This window comes from bacterium (assembly GCA_021372615.1).
Classification (GTDB): Bacteria; Armatimonadota; Zipacnadia; order Zipacnadales; family UBA11051; genus JAJFUB01.
This window is the reverse complement of record JAJFUB010000092.1, coordinates 69,843-90,629: the sequence shown is the minus strand read 5'-3', so window position 1 is coordinate 90,629 and position 20,787 is coordinate 69,843. Positions and strand designations below refer to the sequence as shown.

At 68.7% G+C, this 20,787-nt stretch carries 10 protein-coding genes; 6 read left to right on the top strand and 4 right to left on the bottom strand.

The features are described from left to right. Positions 1–969: a DUF362 domain-containing protein gene (locus tag LLH23_14140; protein MCE5239611.1), complete on the bottom strand. Its 969-nt coding sequence runs from the start codon at positions 967–969 to the stop codon at positions 1–3. A gap of 136 nt (positions 970–1,105) precedes the next feature. On the opposite strand from LLH23_14140, the gene LLH23_14135 reads away from it, so the two are divergent. Both LLH23_14135 and LLH23_14130 read left to right on the top strand, forming a co-directional pair. Beyond that, entirely contained in the window at positions 1,106–4,744 is a 3,639-nt protein-coding gene (locus LLH23_14135; GenBank protein MCE5239610.1) for a beta-galactosidase, read from the top strand. 152 nt (positions 4,745–4,896) lie between these two features. Further along, a complete protein-coding gene (locus LLH23_14130) occupies positions 4,897–6,063 on the top strand; it encodes a hypothetical protein (GenBank protein MCE5239609.1) in 1,167 nt (388 codons plus the stop codon). Between the two features lie 26 nt (positions 6,064–6,089). Here LLH23_14130 and LLH23_14125 read toward each other — a convergent pair whose 3' ends face one another. After that, the gene (locus LLH23_14125) at positions 6,090–6,284 is read right to left on the bottom strand and encodes a hypothetical protein (protein ID MCE5239608.1); all 195 of its coding nucleotides are present in this window, start codon (positions 6,282–6,284) and stop codon (positions 6,090–6,092) included. A gap of 132 nt (positions 6,285–6,416) precedes the next feature. Between LLH23_14125 and ligA the strand changes: the two genes are divergently transcribed. Beyond that, a complete protein-coding gene (ligA, locus tag LLH23_14120) occupies positions 6,417–8,555 on the top strand; it encodes an NAD-dependent DNA ligase LigA (GenBank protein MCE5239607.1) in 2,139 nt (712 codons plus the stop codon). 5 nt (positions 8,556–8,560) lie between these two features. Here ligA and LLH23_14115 read toward each other — a convergent pair whose 3' ends face one another. Both LLH23_14115 and LLH23_14110 read right to left on the bottom strand, forming a co-directional pair. Beyond that, on the bottom strand, positions 8,561–11,641 hold the full coding sequence (locus LLH23_14115; GenBank protein ID MCE5239606.1) for a hypothetical protein: 3,081 nt from the start codon (positions 11,639–11,641) through the stop codon (positions 8,561–8,563). 63 nt (positions 11,642–11,704) lie between these two features. Next, positions 11,705–14,131, bottom strand: a complete 2,427-nt coding sequence (locus tag LLH23_14110; GenBank protein ID MCE5239605.1) for an SLBB domain-containing protein — start codon at positions 14,129–14,131, stop codon at positions 11,705–11,707. 1,001 nt (positions 14,132–15,132) lie between these two features. On the opposite strand from LLH23_14110, the gene LLH23_14105 reads away from it, so the two are divergent. The 3 genes from LLH23_14105 to LLH23_14095 all read left to right on the top strand — a co-directional run bounded on the left by LLH23_14105 (position 15,133) and on the right by LLH23_14095 (position 20,783). After that, positions 15,133–17,988 (top strand): DUF4855 domain-containing protein, encoded by a 2,856-nt coding sequence (locus LLH23_14105; protein MCE5239604.1) that lies wholly within the window; start codon positions 15,133–15,135, stop codon positions 17,986–17,988. A 63-nt stretch (positions 17,989–18,051) separates the two neighbouring features. Next, positions 18,052–19,077, top strand: a complete 1,026-nt coding sequence (locus LLH23_14100; protein MCE5239603.1) for a C-terminal binding protein — start codon at positions 18,052–18,054, stop codon at positions 19,075–19,077. Between the two features lie 101 nt (positions 19,078–19,178). Continuing rightward, on the top strand, positions 19,179–20,783 hold the full coding sequence (locus tag LLH23_14095) for a glycosyltransferase family 39 protein (protein MCE5239602.1): 1,605 nt from the start codon (positions 19,179–19,181) through the stop codon (positions 20,781–20,783). Positions 20,784–20,787 lie beyond the last annotated feature (4 nt).

The following is a 20,787-nucleotide window of genomic DNA, read 5'->3' as shown; positions in this document are numbered from 1 at the left end:
CTACACTTCCCGCATCTGGATCTTGTTCAGTTCCGCCTCGCCCAGGCCCGCCGCGGCTGCCATCGCGAGGTGGGGGATGCTCAGCGGGTCGTGCCCCAGCAGCCTGGCCCCATAGGCGTCCACCGCCACGATGTTCGGACTGACACAGATCGTGTCCAGTTGCTCCACCACGCCCGGCCCCTTGGGGCCGCCGGTCTTCAGGGCCCGGGTGGCGTCGAGGATGTTGAGCGTGGGCCGCAGGGCAGTGGCCAGGTCCACCACGTTACGGTGCAGGTTGTTCGCCCCCGCCGCCCCCCTCTCCGAGTGATACCTCCCCCGGTCCTGGACGCAGCCCATCTGGTTCTTCAGCGCGAGGGTCACCGTGCTGGCGCTGTGGTGCTTGAGTGTGGGCAGGTTGATGTAGACATCACAGTCGAGGAGGTCGGTGGCGATCTGGTCTGCCTTGAGCGTCTGTCCCTGCGCCAGGGCCTGCTCGCGGTAGAGCTGGGGACTGGACCAGTCTACCAACTCGATCCCGGCCTGCGCGCAGACGGCCCTGGCCCCGGACAGGTCGAAGACCACGGCCGCAACGTCGCAGGCATGTTCCCCGACGATGAGGTCGCGTGCCCCGGCGTCGCGACAGGCGGCGATGACGGCCGCGAGCACCTCAGGGCTGGTGCAGGCCGCCTGCTCGGGGGTCCGGCTCCAGGCCAGGTTGGGCTTGATGACAACCCGGTCGCCGGGCTGGATGAAGGCCTTCATGCCGCCGAAGACGCCCAGGGCGGCCTTCAGCGTTTCCTGCGCCGATGTGCCGCGGGCGACGGCCAGGTCCACGCCGTTGACAGGCCCTGGGCGCCAGCGATTGCGGCCGACCTTGCCGGGCACGGCGCCGTCGGCCGAGGCTGCCGGCGTCGCGTTGGAGCGGCAGCCGGTGACCCCCGGCCCCAGACTGGCCAGCAGAGATGCCAACAGGAAATCGCGTCGGTCCATGCCCGGCCTCCGCAACGAAGTGCAGTCATTATACTACGCCAGGCAGCAACCCTCGAAAAAGATGATGGCGTGGAGGAACGCTGTCCGGTCGCGTCGAAAGGCTGGGCAACTGCCTCACCAGCGTCGGAGGGATGAAATGCGCACCACACTGCCTGTCGCCGTCATGCTCCTGGCCGTCCTCCTCATGCCCGCCGTGACGTACGCCTCAACCACCGCCGAGGAGGTCGACGAGGACCTCTCGTTGCAAAGCAAGTTCGTGACGCCCCATGTGGACTGGGGGCAGCCGGGCAGCACCGGGAAGCTGCGCGGGCTCTTCTTCGTGTACGGCGGCGGCTACGGCCCCGACTGGACCGAGTGCGGCACACGGTACCGCGAAGTCGTCGAGCTGTGCCAGCGCTTCGACATCGAGGCTGAAGGGGCCCTCGTAGACAGCGGCGGCGGCAAGTGGTGCTTCCATGGCGGGAAGTTCGGCGAGGACCGCGCCGAGAAGCTGCTGGCCAAGCCCCATGACCTCATTGTCATCGCGGGCTTCAGCCTGGGCAAGCTGCCGGCGAAGATGCAGTACGAGATCCTGCAGCAGGTCGCCAACGGGACCGGGATCGTCTGCATCGGCGAGGGCAACGAGTTCATGGTCGCCAAGCGCCAGATCAAGCCGACCCCCGAGTTCCTGACCCAGACCGTGCCCGTCCTGCCCGGCGCTGAGCCCGGCAAGTGGATGAAGCCGGAGGACTACATCGCCGCCTACAAGCTGCGCGAGGGGCGCGCCGTGTGGCTCAACTACCCGGCCCACGCGCTGTCTCCGTCACGTCCGTTCACGTGGCGACACCTGGCCGAATATGACTACCGCATGCTGCCGATCGGCCGGGCGGCCCTGTGGGCGGCCGGCAAGGACGGGGCAGTGGCGGTCAAGACGATCCTGTCCGACGAGCCGGTGCTGATCGGCCGCGAGGACAAGGCGCTGCCCGGTGATGTCGTGATCTCTGGCACGCAGGCGATGTCGGGTACGGTGCTGCTGAGCCTACGCCGCGCCGATGACGGCCTGGACGTGGACCTGGGCAAGCAGCCCGTCGAGCTGAAGGCCAACGGCACGGCCGTCGTGCCGGTCATCCTGCCGCGGCTACGGGCCGGCGACTACTACCTGTCCGCCATCGTGAAGAGCAAGCAAGGCGTGGAAGCCGCCGGGGCCAAGCTGCTGACCATCGAGAGCCCCTTTGGCGTGAGCGGCGTCAGCCTGCAGGGCACGGCGACGCCCGTTACCGAGAACGCGGAGATCGAGCGGCTGAAGGACCCGACCCCATACGTTGAGCGCGGAGACAAGATCAGCGGGCTGGTCAGCGTTCGCGGCGTCCTGCCCAAGAGCGCGCGCCTCGTGGTGCGCTTCCGCGACTCGTACAACCGCATCCTGAGCCAGCAGGAGATCATGCCCCAGCCGAACCAGAGCGACTACCCCTTCAGCACCACCGCCGGCGCGTTCGACACGATCGTCATGCGCGCTGAGGCTGTCGTGCTGGACGGGGCCGGGGAAGTGGAGAGCAGGTGCGCGGAGTTCACGGTGCCCAAGCGACGGCAGGGCCAGTTCAACTTCGTCATGTGGGACGGCCCGCAGGACGTGCTGGGCTACTACGCCTGGCGGCACCTGCAGGACGTGGGGTACAACACCTGCCTGCTGGGCAGCTTCGGCCTGAGCAAGCAGCCGTCGGTGATGCGGGCCTGTGACGCCTCGCTGGTGCCCTACAGCACGCGCATCCTCGACGACAAGAACGCTGATGGCAGCATGAAGCCGGTGTGCTGGAACCACGAGCCGGCCGTCAGCGAATATGTCCAGAAGATCGTGGACAACCAGATCAACCTGCGCAAGCAGGGAGTGTTCGTCTACTCACTGGGCGATGAGGGCGTCACGAAGGGGTGCTGTGTGCACCCGTCCTGCATCGCCGCATACCGCAAGTGGCTGCAGAGCCAGTATGGCACGATCGACAAGCTGAACGCCTCGTGGAACGAGAAGTACACCTCCTTCGACCAGGTCAACCTGCTGTCGGACAAGGACAACATGGAGCTGCAGGCCCGCAAGACCTCCCCGCCGCGCTGGTTTGACCGTGAGGCGTTCGCGCGGCACAACCTCGCGCAGTTCTCCGGCCGGTTCGGCGAGCGCTACAAGGTGCTGGACCCGCAGGGCATCACGGGGTTTGAGGGGACCGGCGGCTTCGGGGATGACTACGACCAGATCCTGGCCTACAACGGCTTCTACGGCCCGTATCCGAGCATCGGGGACGACCTCGTGCGGTCGGCGGCCCGGCGCGATCAGATCCGCTCGAACTGGATGGGCTACTCCAAGACCGGCGACGCGCTGTCGGACGCGGCGTGGCGCATGGTGATGAAGGGCCTCGATAGCTGCTGGTACTGGATGTGGGACGGGATCGGCTCATGGAAGGGCGTGCTGTCGCCGACCATTGACTACTTCGAGTGCACGGCGGACTTCCTCAACGAGATGAAGCCGGTGCGCGAGGGGCTGGGCGACCTGCTGCTCAACTCCGAGTGGGCACACAGCGGCATCGGCATCTTCTACTCGCTGCCCTCGGCCATTGGGGGCGGCATCGAGGACGGCGGCACGTACCTGCAGCCGCAGCAGGACCACGAGACCTGGCTGCAGATGACCTACGACCTGGGCCAGGACGCGCGCTATGTCACCAGCGGGATGCTGGCCAAGGGCGTGCTGACCAACAGTGAGTTCAAGGTGCTCTGCCTGCCGATGACACAGGCCATGAGCCCCGAGGAAGCACAGATCATCCGGCAGTTTGTCCAGAGCGGCGGCACGGTGATCGCCGATGTGCGGCCGGGGATCTTCGACGGGCACCTGAGGGCCGTCCCGGCGGGGCTGCTCGATGATGTCTTCGGCATCAAGCGCCAGGGCCGCGGCAAGGCACAGCAGACCGAAGTGGCGCTCAAGGGCGTCGTGGGTGCCACCCCGTTGGACATGAAGCTGCAGACGCGGATTGACCCGGACATCCGCGCCAACGGGGCCAAGGCCCTGGGTACCGTGGGCGACGTGCCGGTCGGCCTCGTCAACCAGTTCGGCAAGGGCCAGGCCGTGCTGCTGAACTTCCAGTTGGTCACGGCCAAGGAAGATGACCAGCAGGCCGCCGACATGCGCCAGTTGCTGGCCGCGCTCTATCGCTTCGGGAGGACGCAGCCGCCGGTGGGCGTGGCCTCGCCCGACGGCGCGCCCCTCCCGGCCACCGAGACGCGGGTCTGGCGTGATGGCGAGGCGCTGGTGTTCGGGATGTGGCGGCAGATGCGCAACGCCTGGTTCTCGCCCAAGGCCGGCACGACCGCCGGCGAGCCGGTGGCGGCGCGTGTGACGCTGCCCGGGCAGTACCACGTCTACGACCTGCGCAACGGCAAGTACCTGGGCACCCCGCGCTCGTTCGACACGAAGCTGCGCTGGGGCCGGGCCAGCTTCTTCCTGGCCTCGCCATACCCGCTGAAGGGGATGAAGGTGGCGCTGAATTCGTCCACCCCCAAGCGCGGCCAGACGATCACGGCCACGGTGAGCCTGCCGCTGCCGGCGCAGGCCAAGGAGAAGCAGACCGTGTACGTGCAAGTCTTCACGCCGGCGGGCGACCAGCCGCTGTGGGGACGCAGCGTCGCGGTGCTCAAGAACGGTCGGGCGCAGGTGCAGGTGCCGGTGGCCTACAACGACGCGGCCGGCCAGTGGCGCCTGAAGGCCACCGAGCCCTTCAGCCGCATGAGTGCCGAAGCGACCTGGAAGGTGCAGTAGGCTGCGGCGAGTCCAAACGGGCAGCCTTCGTGTGCCGTAGTGCGGGCTTCCAGCCCGCCGGAGGACGCTTGGGGCGGGCTGGAAGCCCGCACTACCTGCCGCGGGTGCGACGGCTGGAAGCTGGCACTACGGTCTGGCTAGAGGAGACCACCATGAGAATGGCGCTACGGGTTCTGCCGCTTCTCCTGCTGGGCGTGCCCCTGGTGGCATGGGGGCAGCCGGCGGCGCAAGAGCAAGTGGGCGCCCATGACGATGGCGGGCGGACCGGCCCCTCGACGCACCAGTGTCCGGGACACCAGATACTGACGCGCAACATCTGGCTCGAGAACACGCGGCAGAAGTACAGCTTCCAGTACAGCGGCTGTATTGACCCGTCACACAACGGAGAGCATCCCTCGGCGGAGGGCAACTTCGGGATGCCTTCACCGTGCGCGTGCAACTGGTACCACAGTGGCTTCCTGACCATGGACGTCAATGGCAAGGACGTGGTGCGGCAGGACCTCACGCAGATGCAGGTCATCGAGAGCGGTGCGCGGGGTGAGTTCCAGGTGGTCTGGGGGCATCCCGACGCCGAGGTGGCGCTGCGCACCGTCCTCCTGCCCGGCGCGAACCACGTGCTGTGCCTGCTCAAGTGGCAGCCCCGCGAGGGGCACACGCTCAAGAACGTCACGGTCAGGCTGCGGTGCTACCCGAGCTTCTTCACGTCGGCCATGCACCGGCGCGGCGAGCGCCACGTGAAGACGCCGCGAACGGACCAGCAGGAGCCGTCCACGCTGACAGTGGCCCCGGGACAGGACCCGTGGCTGCTGTACTACGACACCGTGTTCGACGTGGCGAAGGGCGAGGGCGAGGGGCCGTGCGCCGCGATCGTGGAGCAGGCCCCGCTGCTGGGCGGCAAGGTCAGCATCGGGGACTATGCGGTGATGACCGAGTTCAGCGTCAAGCCCGAGGCCGGCAGTCTGCGCCTGGGCCTATATGACCTGTGCAAGAGCACCAACGCCGAGGCCATCGCGTACCTGCAGGCGCGCGGCAACGAGGACCTGGTGGAGTTGCTGAACTTGGACTTCCGCCCTGGCACTGTGCGCGGGCTGGATGTGGCGAAGCTGAAGTCCGAGGCGGGCCAGCTCATCGCGGACGCGGCGGACGACGGGGCGGCGCTCAAGCCCAAGGTGGAGGGGGTCCTCAAGCAGGTGGAGGACTTGAGCACGCGAGGCCAGGCCGGTGACTGGCAGGCCGAGGCACAACTCGCCGGACTGATCCAGTCCTCGCAGGACCTGTTCTGGCGGCTGAAGACCTTCGCGGTGCTGAACCGGAAGTAGGGGAGAGGGCGGGGCACCGCCGCCGGCTATTCCGGCTCGTGCGCCTTCTTGCCGTACACCCGCTCATACGCCTTGCAGTACGGGCACAGGTTGCCCTCGATCTTCTTGACGAACCAGAACGCCAATCCCCTCTGCTTCTGTCGGGCGCGCTTGCACACCGGGCAGGTCAGGCACTGCGCCGCCATCTGCCGGTCCTTCTCCGAGACCTCGTGCTCGCTCATGTGTCCCTCCGGTCCCCATGTGCTCCCCCCGGGAGTGACAATTGGCCGCCGGTGCCCGCAAATCCTCCCGCAGGGGCGCCGGGGCCGAGGGGCGAATATGAGTGCACCCCTGCGGATGACATGAGGTGGACCATGGACGAAGACCTCAACGCGCGCATCGAGCGCCTGCGCGCCGACCTCAGCGAAGCGAACTACCGGTACTACATCCTCGATCAGCCGACCCTCAGCGATGCCGAGTATGACCGGCTGATGCAGGAGTTGCAGGAGCTGGAGGCGGCCCACCCGGAGCTGGTGACAGCCGATTCGCCGACACAGCGTGTGGGGGCGGCGATCCGGACAGAGCTGGGCGCCGTCACCCATTCCCAACCCATGATGAGCCTGCAGAGCATCTTCGAGGAGGCGGAACTCCGCAACTTCGCCGACACATGCGCCAGGGCGAGTGAGACGCCGGTCGTCTACTGGGCGGAGCCGAAGTTCGATGGGCTGGCGGTGGAGCTGGTGTACGTGAACGGCGCGCTCGAGGTCGCCGCGACGCGCGGGGACGGTGTCGTCGGGGAGAATGTCACCGACAACGTGCGCACCATCCGACAGGCGCCGTTGCGGCTGCGCCTCTCGGGGGACGCAGGGCTGGCGCCGTCGGAGGGGCCGGCTATCAGCCGGCCCACCGTCACTGGCGCGCGCCAGCTACCTGGCCTGGAAGTGCCACCCGCTCCGAACGACGGGCCGGCTGATAGCCGGCCCCTCCAGCGGCGCGTCCCGTCTCGTCTGGAGGTGCGGGGGGAGGTCTACATGCGTGTCGCGGACTTCGAGGACCTCAACCGCCGCCGGGAGGAGGCGGGGGAGCCGGCCTTCGCCAACCCGCGCAACGCCGCCGCCGGCTCGTTGCGTCAGCTTGACTCGGGGATCACGGCCTCCCGCCCGCTGGCCCTGTTCTGCTACGACATCGGGGAGGCCGAGGGTCTGGCAGCCGGCACGCAGGAGGAGCTGGTGGCCGCCCTGCGGGCATGGGGGCTGCCGATCAACGATCTGGGACGCCGGTGCGCGGATGTGGACGAAGTGCTGGCGTACCACGCCGACATGCTGGAGCGGCGCGACGACCTGCCGTACGAGATAGATGGTGTGGTCATCAAGGTGGATGACCGGCGGCTGCAGGACGAACTGGGGGCGCGCAGCCGCAGCCCGCGCTGGGCCGTGGCCTTCAAGTTCCCCCCGCGCCAGGAGACGACGGTCATACGCTCGATCATGGCCAGCGTCGGCCGCACCGGGGCGATCACGCCCATTGCCGTGCTCGAGCCCGTGCACATCGGCGGCGTGACCGTCAGCCGCGCAAGCCTGCACAACCAGGACGAGATCGAGCGTAAGGACATCCGCGAGGGCGACACCGTGCTCGTCCAGCGGGCAGGAGACGTGATCCCACAGGTCGTGGTGGTCATCAAGGAGCGGCGCCCGGAGGGCACGGCGCCGTACCATCTGCCCGACGCCTGTCCCGTGTGCGGCACGGCGGTGGTGCGGGAGGAGGGGGAAGCGGTGACGCGCTGCCCGTCGGCGGACTGCCCGGCACAGCTTGAGGGGCGCATTGAGCACTACGCCTCGCGCGGCGCGCTGGACATCGAGGGCTTGGGCGAGCGCTGGGCGGGCATCCTCACCTCGCAAGGGCTCGTGCGCCACCTGTACGACCTGTACGCCCTGCGGAAGGAGCAGCTTGTCAGCCTGGAGCGAATGGGGGACAAGTCGTCTGACAATCTCCTGGCCGCCATCGAGGGCAGCAAGGTCACCAGTCTGGGGCGCTTCATTTTCGGGCTGGGCATCACGCACGTGGGGAGTGCCGTGGCTGACCTGCTCGCTGCCCACTTCCGGGACATTCGCGCGCTGATGGCGGCCAGCCGTGAGGACCTGGAGGCGGTGCCCGGCATCGGCCCGGAGATCGCCGGGCAGGTGCGCGATTTCTTCGCTGCGGAACGGAACCGCGAGGTGGTCGAGCGGCTGCTGGCGGCCGGGGTGAACCCGCAAGCACCGGCGGCCGCTCCGGCGGGCGAGGCGACGCTGGCGGGCAAGACGTTCGTGCTGACGGGCACGCTGGAGGGCTTCACCCGTGAGGCTGCCACCGACGCCATCCGACAGCGGGGCGGCAAGGTGACCGGCAGCGTGAGCAAGAAGACGGACTACGTGGTGGCGGGGGCCGACCCGGGCTCCAAGCTCACCCGGGCCCAGGAACTGGGCGTGACCGTGCTGGACGAGGACGAGTTCACCCGCCTGCTGGCCGGGGGATAGCTTCCTCAGGAGACCGCGACGCGCAGCCCCTCCTTGGCGACGGTGTGGGCGTAGACCTGGCCGGGCAGGTCGGCGTGGGCCAGGTGCTGGCGAAGGGCCTCGGCAGCGTCAGGATCCTCGGTCAGCATGATGAGGAAGCCGCCGCCGCCAGCGCCGGCGGGCTTGGCGCCCAGCAGGAAGGGCCGGGTGGCGTGCAGGATGGCGTTGACCGGGGCGTTGGCCATGCGCCGGCCCATCTGCACGTTGAGCTGCCAGTGCCGGTCGAGCAGGTCCCCCAGGTGCCTCCAGTCCCCCTCCTGCATGGCGAAGCGCATCTCCTCAGCCAGCGTCTTGATGCTGTGCAGAACCTGCACGGTGTGGGTCTCGCGGGCCAGGTAGCTGCCAACGACCTGGGCCAGCAGATCCTTGGCGACCCGCTGGAAGCCGGTGTAGTACAGCACGAGGCGCTGCGAGAACTCCTCTTCGCGCTCGGGGGTCCATGCCAGGGGTTCGACGCGGAGGCGCTGGCGCACGCCGGGGCCGGTCCGGACGAGTTTGGCTCCCGGGAAGATGCCGCCAGCCTGGTCTTGCCAGCCACCACCGGTCGTCATCTGCTGCTCCAGGCACATCACCTGGTCGCTCAGATCGTGGTCCGACAGCGGCATGCCCAGCATCTCGGTCATGGCGCGGAGGGCGGTGGCGCCCAGGATGCTACTCGTGCCCAGGCCCGAGCCCATGGGGAGGCACACGTTCGTGCGGATCTCCAGGCCTCCGCCCAGACGGGTGAGTGTGTCCTCGAGGGCTTCGTCGGCCGAAGCGACGCCGAGCATCTGTAGGACGGCCCGGGGGATGCTGAACGGGCAGCCGGGCCCCAGGGGAGCAAGGACTTCCTCGGTCGAGTCAAACACTGCCACTCGGCTGTCTTCCGCCGCGACGCAGCGGATGATCGGGTCCTCGAGACGCTCGACGGAGGTGACGATCGGGTAGGCGTCATTGAGGGCCAGCGCGACGTTGAGAACCGTCCCGCCCCAGTCAATGCAGAACGGAGGTGTATCGGACCAGCCGCCACCCAGGTCTATGCGGGCCGGGGCGGAGACCTCCACCCGGTCGTGCTGCCAGCAGGCGTCCCCCTGTACGCAAAGCGTCGTGCTCACACCGGCAGCCACGGCCCGCTGCACGTACGCGAAGGCGTCCGTACGCGCCTGTTCGGCCTCGGTGGCGAGGCCGGCACCGGCGAGGAAGCAACTGGCCTGGTAGATCGTGCTCGCGGCGCCGGTGGGCGCCTCCGCGCCGATCGCCTCCCCGCGCTCCAGCAGCAGCCGGCCAACGGCGGCCAGGGCCGCCGGGCTCGGGGCGCTGACGATCAGCGGGCGCAGGTCGTTGCCTGACTCCACCAGAGCCAGCGTGCTGTACTGCCACTGCAGTTGGCGACGGCGCGCCAGCAGGGCGGACAGCTCGGAATCATCCGCATGGGCGGTGCTCGAAGCCAGGGACATGCGCTCCAGGCCCGCCCACAGCGCCGCCGGTTCGTCATCGGTCTGTCCGAGCATCCAGGCAGCGCACAGCCCCGCTTCGGCCGGCGTCCCCACCGGGAAGAGGCGGGCATTCCACAGCGAACGCTCGGGCAGGGGAACGCCCGGCCAGACCATTTCGGGGTCCATGCCGAGTGTGGCGAGAGACTCGAGAAGGGGGCGGCCGAACCAGGTGGCGCGGCCGCTGACCAGACTGACCTTCGGGTCGTCCGGGACGCCGTAGACGCGGACCACGGTACCCTTGGCGCCGTCGGAACCGATGACGGGCACCTGGTGCACCACGCTGTCCTCGGGCACCTCGACCAGGCCGATGTCGGCTGTGACCCCGTGCAGGATAGCCCCGGGGCCGACGCGCAGGGGACGGTCCAACTCGCACTCGATGGCCAGCGAGCGCGGGCCCAGATCGGTCTCAGGGGCGAGCACGGAGTCCACGATCACCCCGGCCGAGCGGACACCCGCGGGAGCCACGGCCCCAAGCCGCTGCTTGGTGTCGTAGAGCTGCGACAGCCCGCTCTCCTCGGTCATCAGGCGCCGGAACAGTTCGGTCGTGCCGATGTGGGTGAACTCACCATCCACGATGTCACACCAGAAGGGCACATCGGTGAGCGTCTCAGCCAATTGGTGCAGAATACGGGGCGCGTGGGCAGGGGGGACCCATTCCCCGGTCAGGGCGCCCGCGAAGTGCTGGTAGATGTCAATCTCCCAGCGCGACGGGGGCGCGGCGGGCGGGGCATCCCCCGCGGCCGGCTGGTCCCTGCGCCACGCCTCCGACAGCGTGGACAGGCACGACGCAGTCGCCGCGTCGAAGCGGAACAGGCCGGTGTCGAGGGCGACACGGTCCCCCGCCAAGAGGCCGCCCGCAGCCTGGACCTGGTCGGCGGTCGGCTTCTGCAGGAAGCTGTAGACGCGGTGCGTGTCGTCGGTCACGAAGACGCCGTGGGCGCTGCCGCGGGCCACCGTCTCGCGCATGGCCACGCCGCAGACGCCCGGTCGGCTCCAGTCAAGCTGAGTGGGGTCGAAGGACAGTACGACGTCGCCGGAGGCCACCAGCAACCCGGAAGACAGTCGTGAGGCCCAGGCCGTCGAGAAGGCAAGCATCTCATCGAAGACGGTGCTGACATCGCCCCAGGGGGTCCGTACCGGCAGGGCGCTGAAGAGCTTGCCCGACAGGGAGTACTCCGGGAGGCGTCGAGAGTCGCCCCCGGAGTGGACGATGAGAATGCGCTGGGTGCGCCACCAATCCTGGAGGGCCGCCGGGTCGGTGGGCATGAACCCGCTCTGAGCCATGGCGGTCAGGGCGTTCAGAGTGGCGCCGCCGCTGCCGATGCGGACGCCGCCGGGGTCGGGCACGGTCAGGTAGTGCACGCCCTCGGGCACCCGCCCGCTCTCGAGACGTCGCTGCACCTCGGCCTCGTAGCGCTCAGCCTGACGGGCCGAACCGGCCGTGATGATCACAGCCGTCCACCACGGGCGGCTCTGCCCTTCACCGTTGACTCGTCGCGCATAGTCGGACCGAGAACGCGTGGCGACGGGCGCTAACTCACGTCGAACACTGAGGCGACCTGCTTCGCCCATGGTGAATCCTCCCACCAAAGCTGCACGGCATGCTACGCTGTCTGCCCCCGCACTACGGCCGCATCACAGAGTCAAAGCCAAAGCGGCGGCTGTAGCGAGGCCGCGCAACACGCTCTCCCACGTGCTCTGCGTCCTACGAGTCTGCACGATGTACTGCGAAGGAACCAGTATCACATCACCGGGCTGGATGATCGTCTTCTTCGTGGTGGGGCGCACGCTGCCATTGGGCGCCAGCACGAGGAGCCGCTTGTCGGCGGCGTCGTTCGCGAGACCGCCGGCCCTCGCCACGTAGTCACGGATGCGGAGATGAGCCTCATACGGCACGGCACCGGGGCGGACAACCGCCCCGACCACTGCCACGGTGTCGCGCCGTCGCGGCACCATGATCACGTCGCCAGTGCTGAGCTGTACGTCGCCCTCCTTGCCGTGGCTCTCCAGCAGACGCTTTCCGTCAACCGGGATCGCCTGGAGGGACTGTTCCACTTGCAGGGCGCGCGGCGGGATCACCACCGAGACCGCGGCATCGCTGGAGAATATCTGCGCCAACTGGGTGTTGACCTGCTTGCTCATGGCTTGCTCAATGGCGGCTGCGGCGTTCTCCAGTTGCTCGGCGGCGGCCACGGTCTCCCGGTTGTAGTTGCGCATCATCTGGCCCAACTCGCGCGTCTGGCTGAAGATCTCACCCAGACCACGGTAGACGACGATGCCGCTCGGGTCGGCGTCAGGAAGGGGTCCGCCGGCGCGCTGGAGCACGGACCAGACGGTATCGCCCTCGTCGGACTGTTGGTGGAGCAGGGCATACGCCCCCTGGGTGGTCACCTGGCCTCTGACCAGCACGACGCTGGGAGCGCTGACGAACCGGCCGTGGCCTTGCACGCTCACCCGGACATCCGGCTCCAGCACCAGGTCGGGCTCAACGCGGAACGCCTCCGGGGGACCGGTGAGGGTCAGACGCTGCGGCTCGATGCTGTCGGTGGTGCGGCCGCGGACGTACTCGATGCTGCTCGCCTGCGGCAGGGGGCAGCCGGCCGCATAGATCAGGTCACTGACCTTCATGCCTGGGTAGTAGGGGTAAGAGCCGGGCGTCTGGACGCAGCCATCAATGTGGACCTTGGCGACGGCCACCGCCACGTCGCGCGCCTTGACCTCCAGAACATCCAGACGCTGCAGCGGGGTGTTGGCCTGGTCGTTGCCCGCCAGCGCCGCCTGCAGGTCCACCGCCACGACTGTCAGTTCCTGGGTCGTGTCCAGCCAGCGCATCAGGTTCGCCCGCCTGGCGAACGCCTGGGACGTCAGGCCACCGGCCAGGCTGATCAGGTCACGCACGCGCATGCCCTGGCCGAAGGGGTACGATCCCGGGCGGAGTACCTCGCCCTGGACCGTGACCATCGCCTCCTCCTGGTACATGAGATAGACCACGTCGCGCGGCTGCAGGGGAATGTCGGCCCCAGCCTTGCCCTTGAGCGCGTCCGTCAGCGAGACGCGCTCAACGTTGTAGGCCATGTCGGAGTCCAGGCGCCACAGCAGGGCCTGCCGGAGGTTGGCACCGTCGGCGGGTCCCTCGGCCAGCTTGAGGAGCCCACTGACAGTCAGGCCGGCGGAGAACGCGTAGCTGTCAGGACGGTTCACCGCACCGCGAATGGTCACGGTCTGCTGGGTGATCGGGAGCAGCGGCTTGACCACGATGAGGTCGCCGTCCTGCACGGACAGGCGGGTCTTGTCAGTGGCATCGAGGTTGACCAGTTGCCAACCGCGGTGATCGCCGGTGCGCCACACCTCGATGGCCGGGGCATAGCCCTGTGGCCCGATCCCGCCAGCCATCTCGAGGGCATCAGCGAGGGTAATGGGCTCGGTCAGCTCGTACCGCGCCGGCCGCCGCACCTCCCCTGCGACCCCGATCTCCAGCTTGGCCGGTGTCACGAACAGCATGTCGCCGTTCTGCAGCAGAACATCGCCCCTGCGTTCGCCGCGGAGGAGGTAGTCGTACAGGTCAATGAGCTGTGGCTTCTCGCCCAGGCGCTCAAGACGGACTTGTCGGTATGAGCCGCTCTCGGAGGGGCCACACGCTGCGTACAGGGCAGAGAACACGGTCGCCATGCCCGAGAGCGTGTACTTCCCCGGCTGGGACACGTCACCCAGCACGTACACGTCCACGGCGCGCTGGGTGGCCACGAGGAGGGTCACTTCGGGACGGTCATAGATGCGTGCGTACGCGGCCGCGACGAGTTCACGGGCCTGCTGGACTGTCTGGCCCGCCACGCTGAGCTTGCCGGCCGTCGGCAGGAACACAAAGCCCTCAGGGCTGACCGTCACGGTGGTGGATGCTTGCTCCCGGTTGCGGCTCCAGACGCGCAGCTCCAGCATGTCGCCGCCACCCAGGATGTAGTTGGGGGGGACAGGCCCGCCGAAGATGGGCGTGCCGGGTGGGGCATACGTCGGTCCGGCTGTGACCGGGAAGCGTGCAGCGGAGCCTGCGGGTGCGTTCTGCACCCCCCACGTTCCGCCCATCGCAGCGCCGCCCATCCCGTCTGTCGGCATGCCGGCAGTACCCGGGGCAGTCGACGCTGTGGCAGTCGTAGCGTAGGGCCCGGGCTGCGGCGTCGCTGGGGCGGGAGTGGGGCCTGCTGGGGCCGGGTACGTGGGTGCGGGTCCTGTGGGCGCCCAGTAACGACCGGGCGCGCTCCCGGCGAGCCCCTGGGGCACGCCTCCGGGCGCCGGACCCCAGGGCCCAGGGGCAGGCGCAAGCGTGTCCGTGGGCGCGCCGACCTGTCGGTCCGCCGCTTGCACCTGGGTATCAGCGGGTTGCCGCGAGAACACCGCAGCGCCGAAACGGGCCAGGGATGTGAACAGACGTCCCGCGTCAACGTGCTCGCGGACCGGCGCGAGGCCGTGGGGCGGGAGATAGGTCACAGGCGGCGGCTCAGCTACCTGGGTTTCAACGACGGTGGCCGTACCGTTGGCGCGACCCGTTGCCGGTGTGCTTGAGCCCGGGGAAACCCGGGCGGGGGGGGTGCGCTCGGCGTCGGGGCCGGTGGTGGGCGCAGGCTTCGCGGCGGCAGTGCCCGTCGTCTGGGCGGACGCCATGGCCACGACCGCGACCAGAAGCAGCACAAGGGCGATCAAACGGGTAGACGAGCCACTCACGGGCACTGACACCACTTCGCTTTCTGCGGCGGTCCTGGCCATAGATCCTCCCCGGCGCGAGTGCGGGGGGCCAACACACCAGCTTGCAACCTATTCACCGTCGGGCCTGGAAGGACCTTGTTCGCCCGGAACAAGACGCGCCAACAGCACCGACGATGCTCCCCGGGTCTTTCCCTGTCTAGGGCAACTTGCGCGCCCCCACGGAGGACTCCTGGTGATACCTCTGTCACACAAGATTGTAGCCGGTGTTACCACCGCCGTCAACCATACGGCGACGCCGGGCGGCGGCAGCAGGAGCCCGCCTGCACACGAGGAACGTATACCCAACACCTGTTGGGGGTTACACCATGCGATGTCTCCTTGCGATCGCCGCTGTGTCATGTCTCGTGGGTTCGGCCCACGCTGAGTACTGGCCCCAGGACGATGCACGCAGCGGGGGGACGCGCGATCTGATGCTGTTGTACATCGGCGACAGCTTCTGCACGCGGTTCCACTACAGGACGGCCGACCTGCTGCCCTATGTGGCCTATCTGGACAAGCGGGCCGGCGGGCGGCCCCGCGACTGGTTCTACGACTCCTACCTGTTCCTGACCATCTTCGGGGCCCCGTCGAAGGCCAAGTACGACGACGGCCCCACGAACCTGGCGGACTGGCGCTACTACCTCGACGTGCTCTTCGACCCGGAGCTGAACCTGCACGCCCTCGACGACGCCATCGGGCAAGTGGCGCAGACGCTCGGGCCGCCGCCGCGTCCCACCCCGGTGATATTGATGATGCCGTACATGTCCCCCGAGCAGCGTGACTTCGGCGCAGTGGATGGCAACGGGCGCAGCCTCGACCTGAGCAAGACCGAGGACGCCGTGCGCTGCACCGAGTGGTTTGCCGGGGACGTGGTGCGGCGCTTCGCCGAGGGGCACTTCAAGCACCTCTCGCTGTGGGGCCTCTACTGGATGAAGGAGGGCATTCCTCCGGCGGATGAGGAGCGGGTCAAGGCCGCCGCGCGCGTCATCCACGAGCACCACCTGGGGCTGCACTGGATCCCCTACGCGCGGGCGCCGGGCGTGGAGAAGTGGCGCGAGTTGGGCCTGGACTTCGCCATCCTGCAGCCCAACTACGCCTGCGCCGAGGACCACTATCGCCGCCGCGACGAGCAGATGTTCACCGATACGGCCGCGCGAGCGTGGCAGAGCGGGCTGGGCATCGAGATCGAGGTGCCGTACCGCACCATCTATGGCAGTGGGGATCGCGAGGGTCTGTACGACTACCTCAACCACGGCCTGCCCGCCTACGAGGGCTACATGAGCGCCGTGCACGGGTACTACCAGACCATCGTGGACATCGGCCGCATGTACAGCAGCGACGTGCCCGCCGACAACCGTCTCTACGACGCGCTCTACGCCTTCCACAAGCGGACCTACCGGGAGCACCCGGCGTGCGTGTCACAGGGCGCGCCCTGTGTGCTGCGCCTGCCGGGCCTGATGCCCGAGGCTACACTGGCCCTGACGGGAGAGCTGCCGGCGGCGGAGGCCCAGGCGGTCACCATCCCCGGCAGCGGCGGCCTTCTGACTGTGACCTTCCCGACCTCCCGGCGCGTCCGCAAGGTGTTGGTGCATGTACGCTGCGAGGGTGCTGGTGCCGACGCCATTGCGTTCGCGACCGCGAGCATGGCCGACGACAGCGGCGACCCGCCCCGGCTGATCGGCTCGATCGCCAGCCCCGCGACGGCCGGCGATGGCGGCTGGCACTGGTGGCGGATCATCGGCGCCCCGCAGGTGGGCCAGTCACTGACCGTGCAGCTCTCCGGGCCGCAGGGCGGGCGGCTGCGGGTGGATCAAGTGCGCGCGATTCCCGTGGCTGAGCCGGGCCTGGACGCCGCCTGCACTACCGACGGGGTGGGCGATGGACAAGCTTTGACCGACCGCGAGTACGCCAGCGGGTCCCAGGAGGCTGCGAAGCTGGTCACGTGGGCGACAGGGGGGGGCACGCTGACCCTCGGCATGCCCGATGACCGCCATGCCGGCACGCTCTGGCTGCACGCCGTGAAGCCCCCGGGTGGGCAGTGGCCGGCGCACGTGGAGGTGACGTACGGAGCCAGAACGTCCGCCGTGGACCTCGAGGCGCCCGAAGGGCAGTGGGCGGCCTACTTCCAGGTGCCACTGCCCCTGGCGCTGTCGAGCCGCCTTGAACTCAAGCTGACCGGGGAGGAGGCCAACCGACCGATCGCCCTGGACGAGGTCGAGATGGAGCTGGCCGCCGGCCTGGCTCTGGGGAAGCCCTACACGTTCGAGCCGGCGCCGCCCCCGGCCCCAACGACCTGGAACTACCCCGACGACGGCAAGAAGCTGACCGATGGGGACTTTGCGGCGGTGTTCCTGGATCACAAGCTGGCGGGATGGTTGGGGACGCAGCCGCGCATCATCCTGGACCTGGGGCGGCCCCAGACAATCTCGCGCGTGCGCATCCACGCGTGGGGCGGGGGCGTTGCCGATACCTACTTCCCGTCGGCTATAACGGTCTGGGTCTCGGCGGACGGCAGGCAGTGGCAGCCGTTGCTGCGCCGCATCACGCCGCCCGCGGAGCCTCCGGGGGCGACGGCGGTGGCGAAGGCGTGGCTCGAAGCCACTCTCAACGCGCCGGGGACTCGCTACCTCCGGCTGGACCTCGTGCCCCACTCGTTCCTGCTGCTCGATGAGATCGAGATCATCGCCAGTGGCGTGAACGTGGCGCGGGGACGGCTCTACCGCGTGGAGGGCCCGCTGACACGCCCGCCGGTGGGGCAGTATCCCGACGATAGCCGTCGCCTGACCGATGGCGAGGTCTCGTCGGGCTTCTGGGACCGCACGAAGGTCGCCGGCTCGGCAGCGGCTGACCCCATCGTCACCGTAGATCTGGAGCGCCCGCAGGAGGTCACACTGGCCGCGGCGCACGTCGCCGGGGGTGGTGATGCCGACGTCCACTATCCCGCGGAGGTCAGCGTACAGACCTCGCTCGACGGCATGGCGTGGTCCGCGCCGGTCACGACCACGGAGCACCCCGCGGAGCCGGCCCAGCTCCTGGGCATCCCGTTCGCCTCGCCCGAGTCGCGTGAGCGGACCGTGGGCCTGATGGAGACGCCGCTGCAGGCTACCGCACGCTATGTCCGGTGGCACTTCAAGCGCCACGGCTTCTGCATGGTGGACGAGGTGGAGGTGTATGGCCCGTAGCGAAGGAGACTGGGCCCTGCCCGCCGAACTGTTGTCCATCGACCCGCCGAAGGAGAGTTCGTCTTGAAACAGTGGAAAGTCGTCATCACCGACTACATTGAGAACGATCTGGACTGGGAGGTCCAAGAGTTCGCGAAGATGCCCGACGTCACATTTGAGCACCACCAGCTCAAGCAGGCGCCCAAGGCCGACCTGATCGCCAAGGTCAAGGATGCCGACATCGTGGTCGTGAACATGGCCGCCTTCGACCCGGAGGTCATCGGCAGCCTGGATAAGTGCCAACTGCTCATCCGCCACGGCATCGGCTACGACAATGTCAACGTCCCCGCCTGCACCGAGAAGCTGATCCGCTTTGCGTACCAGCCCGACTACTGCGCCACCGAGGTCGCCGAGCAGGCCGTGGCGCTCATCATGGCCTGTGCGCGCAAGCTGTTCGCCAGCCTGGAGGTGCTCAAGGACGCCGCGGAGACGCAGATATGGAACTTCGCCCCGATGGGGGACGTGCACCGGTTGTTCGGGCAGACGCTGGGAGTTGTCGGCTGCGGCCGCATCGGTGGGCGCGTGGTGCGCATCATGAAGGCCCTCGGCATGAAGGTCATGGTCTGCGACCCGTTCATTGACGAGCGGCAGAAGGGCGCCCTGGGGCTCGATGACATCTACGACGTGGAGACCGTCCTGCGCGAAGCGGACATCATCACGCTGCACACGCCGCTAACTGACGAGACGCGCCACATGATTGACGAGCCGCAGCTCAAGATGATGAAGCAGACTGCCATCCTCATCAACACCGCGCGGGGCGGGCTGGTGAACACCGAGGCACTGGCCAAGGCGCTGCACGAGGGCTGGATCGCCGGGGCGGGGATTGACGTCTACGAGAAGGAGCCCCCGCCGCCGGACATGCCGCTGTTCACCGCCCCGAACGCCACGCTGTCGGCGCACATCGGCTGGATGTCTGTGGAAGCCGGCTGGGACATCCGCTACAAGATCATGGACGACGTCAAGGCCTGCATGGCCGGCCGGGCCCCGCGCAACACCGTCAACAAGGAGATTGACGGGCTGCTGGGCGGGAAGGTGTACCGGGAGGTCTAGCTCCGACTGCCGCGTGGGCCGGGACGGCGACTGCCGCGTGGGCCGGGACATCCTGGACCGGCCAGTGGGCAGGGGGGGGCCGCCCCACGCGAGGGACCACCATGGAACACGCCGCGATCGAGAACCGCGCCGTCCGGCTGCATCTGCTCGCAGCCGGACTGCTGCTTACGGCGCTGCTGTGCTGGGACCTGGGCGGGCGCGAGCTGTGGACGGATGAGGAGTTCTCGCTCGCCGCACAGGCCCCGCTGCATCATGCCGCCTTCGGGGACGCCTCGCACCCGCCGCTGTACCCGGCGCTGCTGCACTTCTGGCTGCAGTGGGGCACCTCGGACGGGTGGCTCCGAGCGTTCTCGATCCCGTGGGCGCTGTTGGCCTGGTGGCTCGGGTGGCTGGTCGCGGTGCGGCTGGGTCTCAAGCGCGAGGGGCTTCTCGCCGCGTGGCTCATGGCGCTGTCGCCGCTGGTGCTCACGTACTTCCGTATGGGGCGGTACTTCTCGTTCACGGCCGCAGTCACGATGCTGGCGATCTACGTGCTGGTGCGCCTGTGGCAGCGGCGCGGTTGGGCCATGGCCCTGACGCTGGGGATCGTGGCGGCAGCAACAGCGTACACGGACTACGTCGCCTTCCTGGTGGTCATGGCGCTGGTCGGGCTGACTGTGCTGGCGGCGCTGGTGCGGCGGGACGGGCGGCTGGCCGGGCAGTGTGCGGTGGCAGCGGTGGTGGCGCTCTGCCTGATCGTGCCGATCATCAGCATGACGTTGCAGCGCGCCGGGATGGTGGGGCTCATCAACCCCGACCCGCTGGCCGGGTCGCTATGGGGCCTCGCGGTGAAGCTGGCGCTGCCGGTGTTCGCGCTGGCGACGGGGGAGTGCGTAGACCCGTGGCGCTGGTGGCTGACAGGGCCGGCGCTGCTGGTGACGGTTGGCGGGTTGATCGTGGGGCTATGGCGGATGATCGGGCGGCGGGGTCCCTGTCCGCCTGCGGCTATGGCGGACACCCCGCCCTGCGAGGCGACGGCCGAGCCTGGCGTGCCGGAGTGGCTCATCGCCCTGGCGTGGCCCCTCAACATCGCCATCGGCGCTGCCATGATGTCCACGGTCGCGGCGAACGTCCCCCCGAACCGCATCGTCAGCTTCGCGATGTTCACAGCGCCGCTGGCCTACCTCACGCTGGCGCGGGGCCTGTGTCGTAGGAGCGCCGGCATCCTGCCGGCAGTCGTCCTGGTGGCCGTCTACGGCTACGGCCTACACAACTACTTCGCCCGCGAGCAGCTCCTGAACCCCGGCTTCGCCCCGCCGTGGCGGCAGGTCAACACGATCCTCCAGCAGCACGAGCAGCCGGGCGACCGTGTGCTGGCCATCGAGGATGCCTTCTGGCGGTACTATGATGGCCACGCCCTCACCGGCCGGGAGCCGCAGGTCCACGAGATGATCGCCGGCAGCCTGACCTTCGACCGGCGCACCTGGCTGATCACGCGCGACCGGGGCTCGCAGGAGATGATGGGCTACGGGCTGGAGCTGCGCGGCAAGCTGCTCGCGCAGGGGGCGGCCGAGCAGGTGTGGAACATCATGCCACGTAGCGTGCAGGAGCAGCGCATGTTGTCGCTGGTGCTCCGCCGTCCCGCGTGGGATGCGTACGTGAAGCTATACCTCTTCACGCCGCGACCGGCCGGACCAGCCGGCGCGACCGACCATCCATCGCCGTAACAGG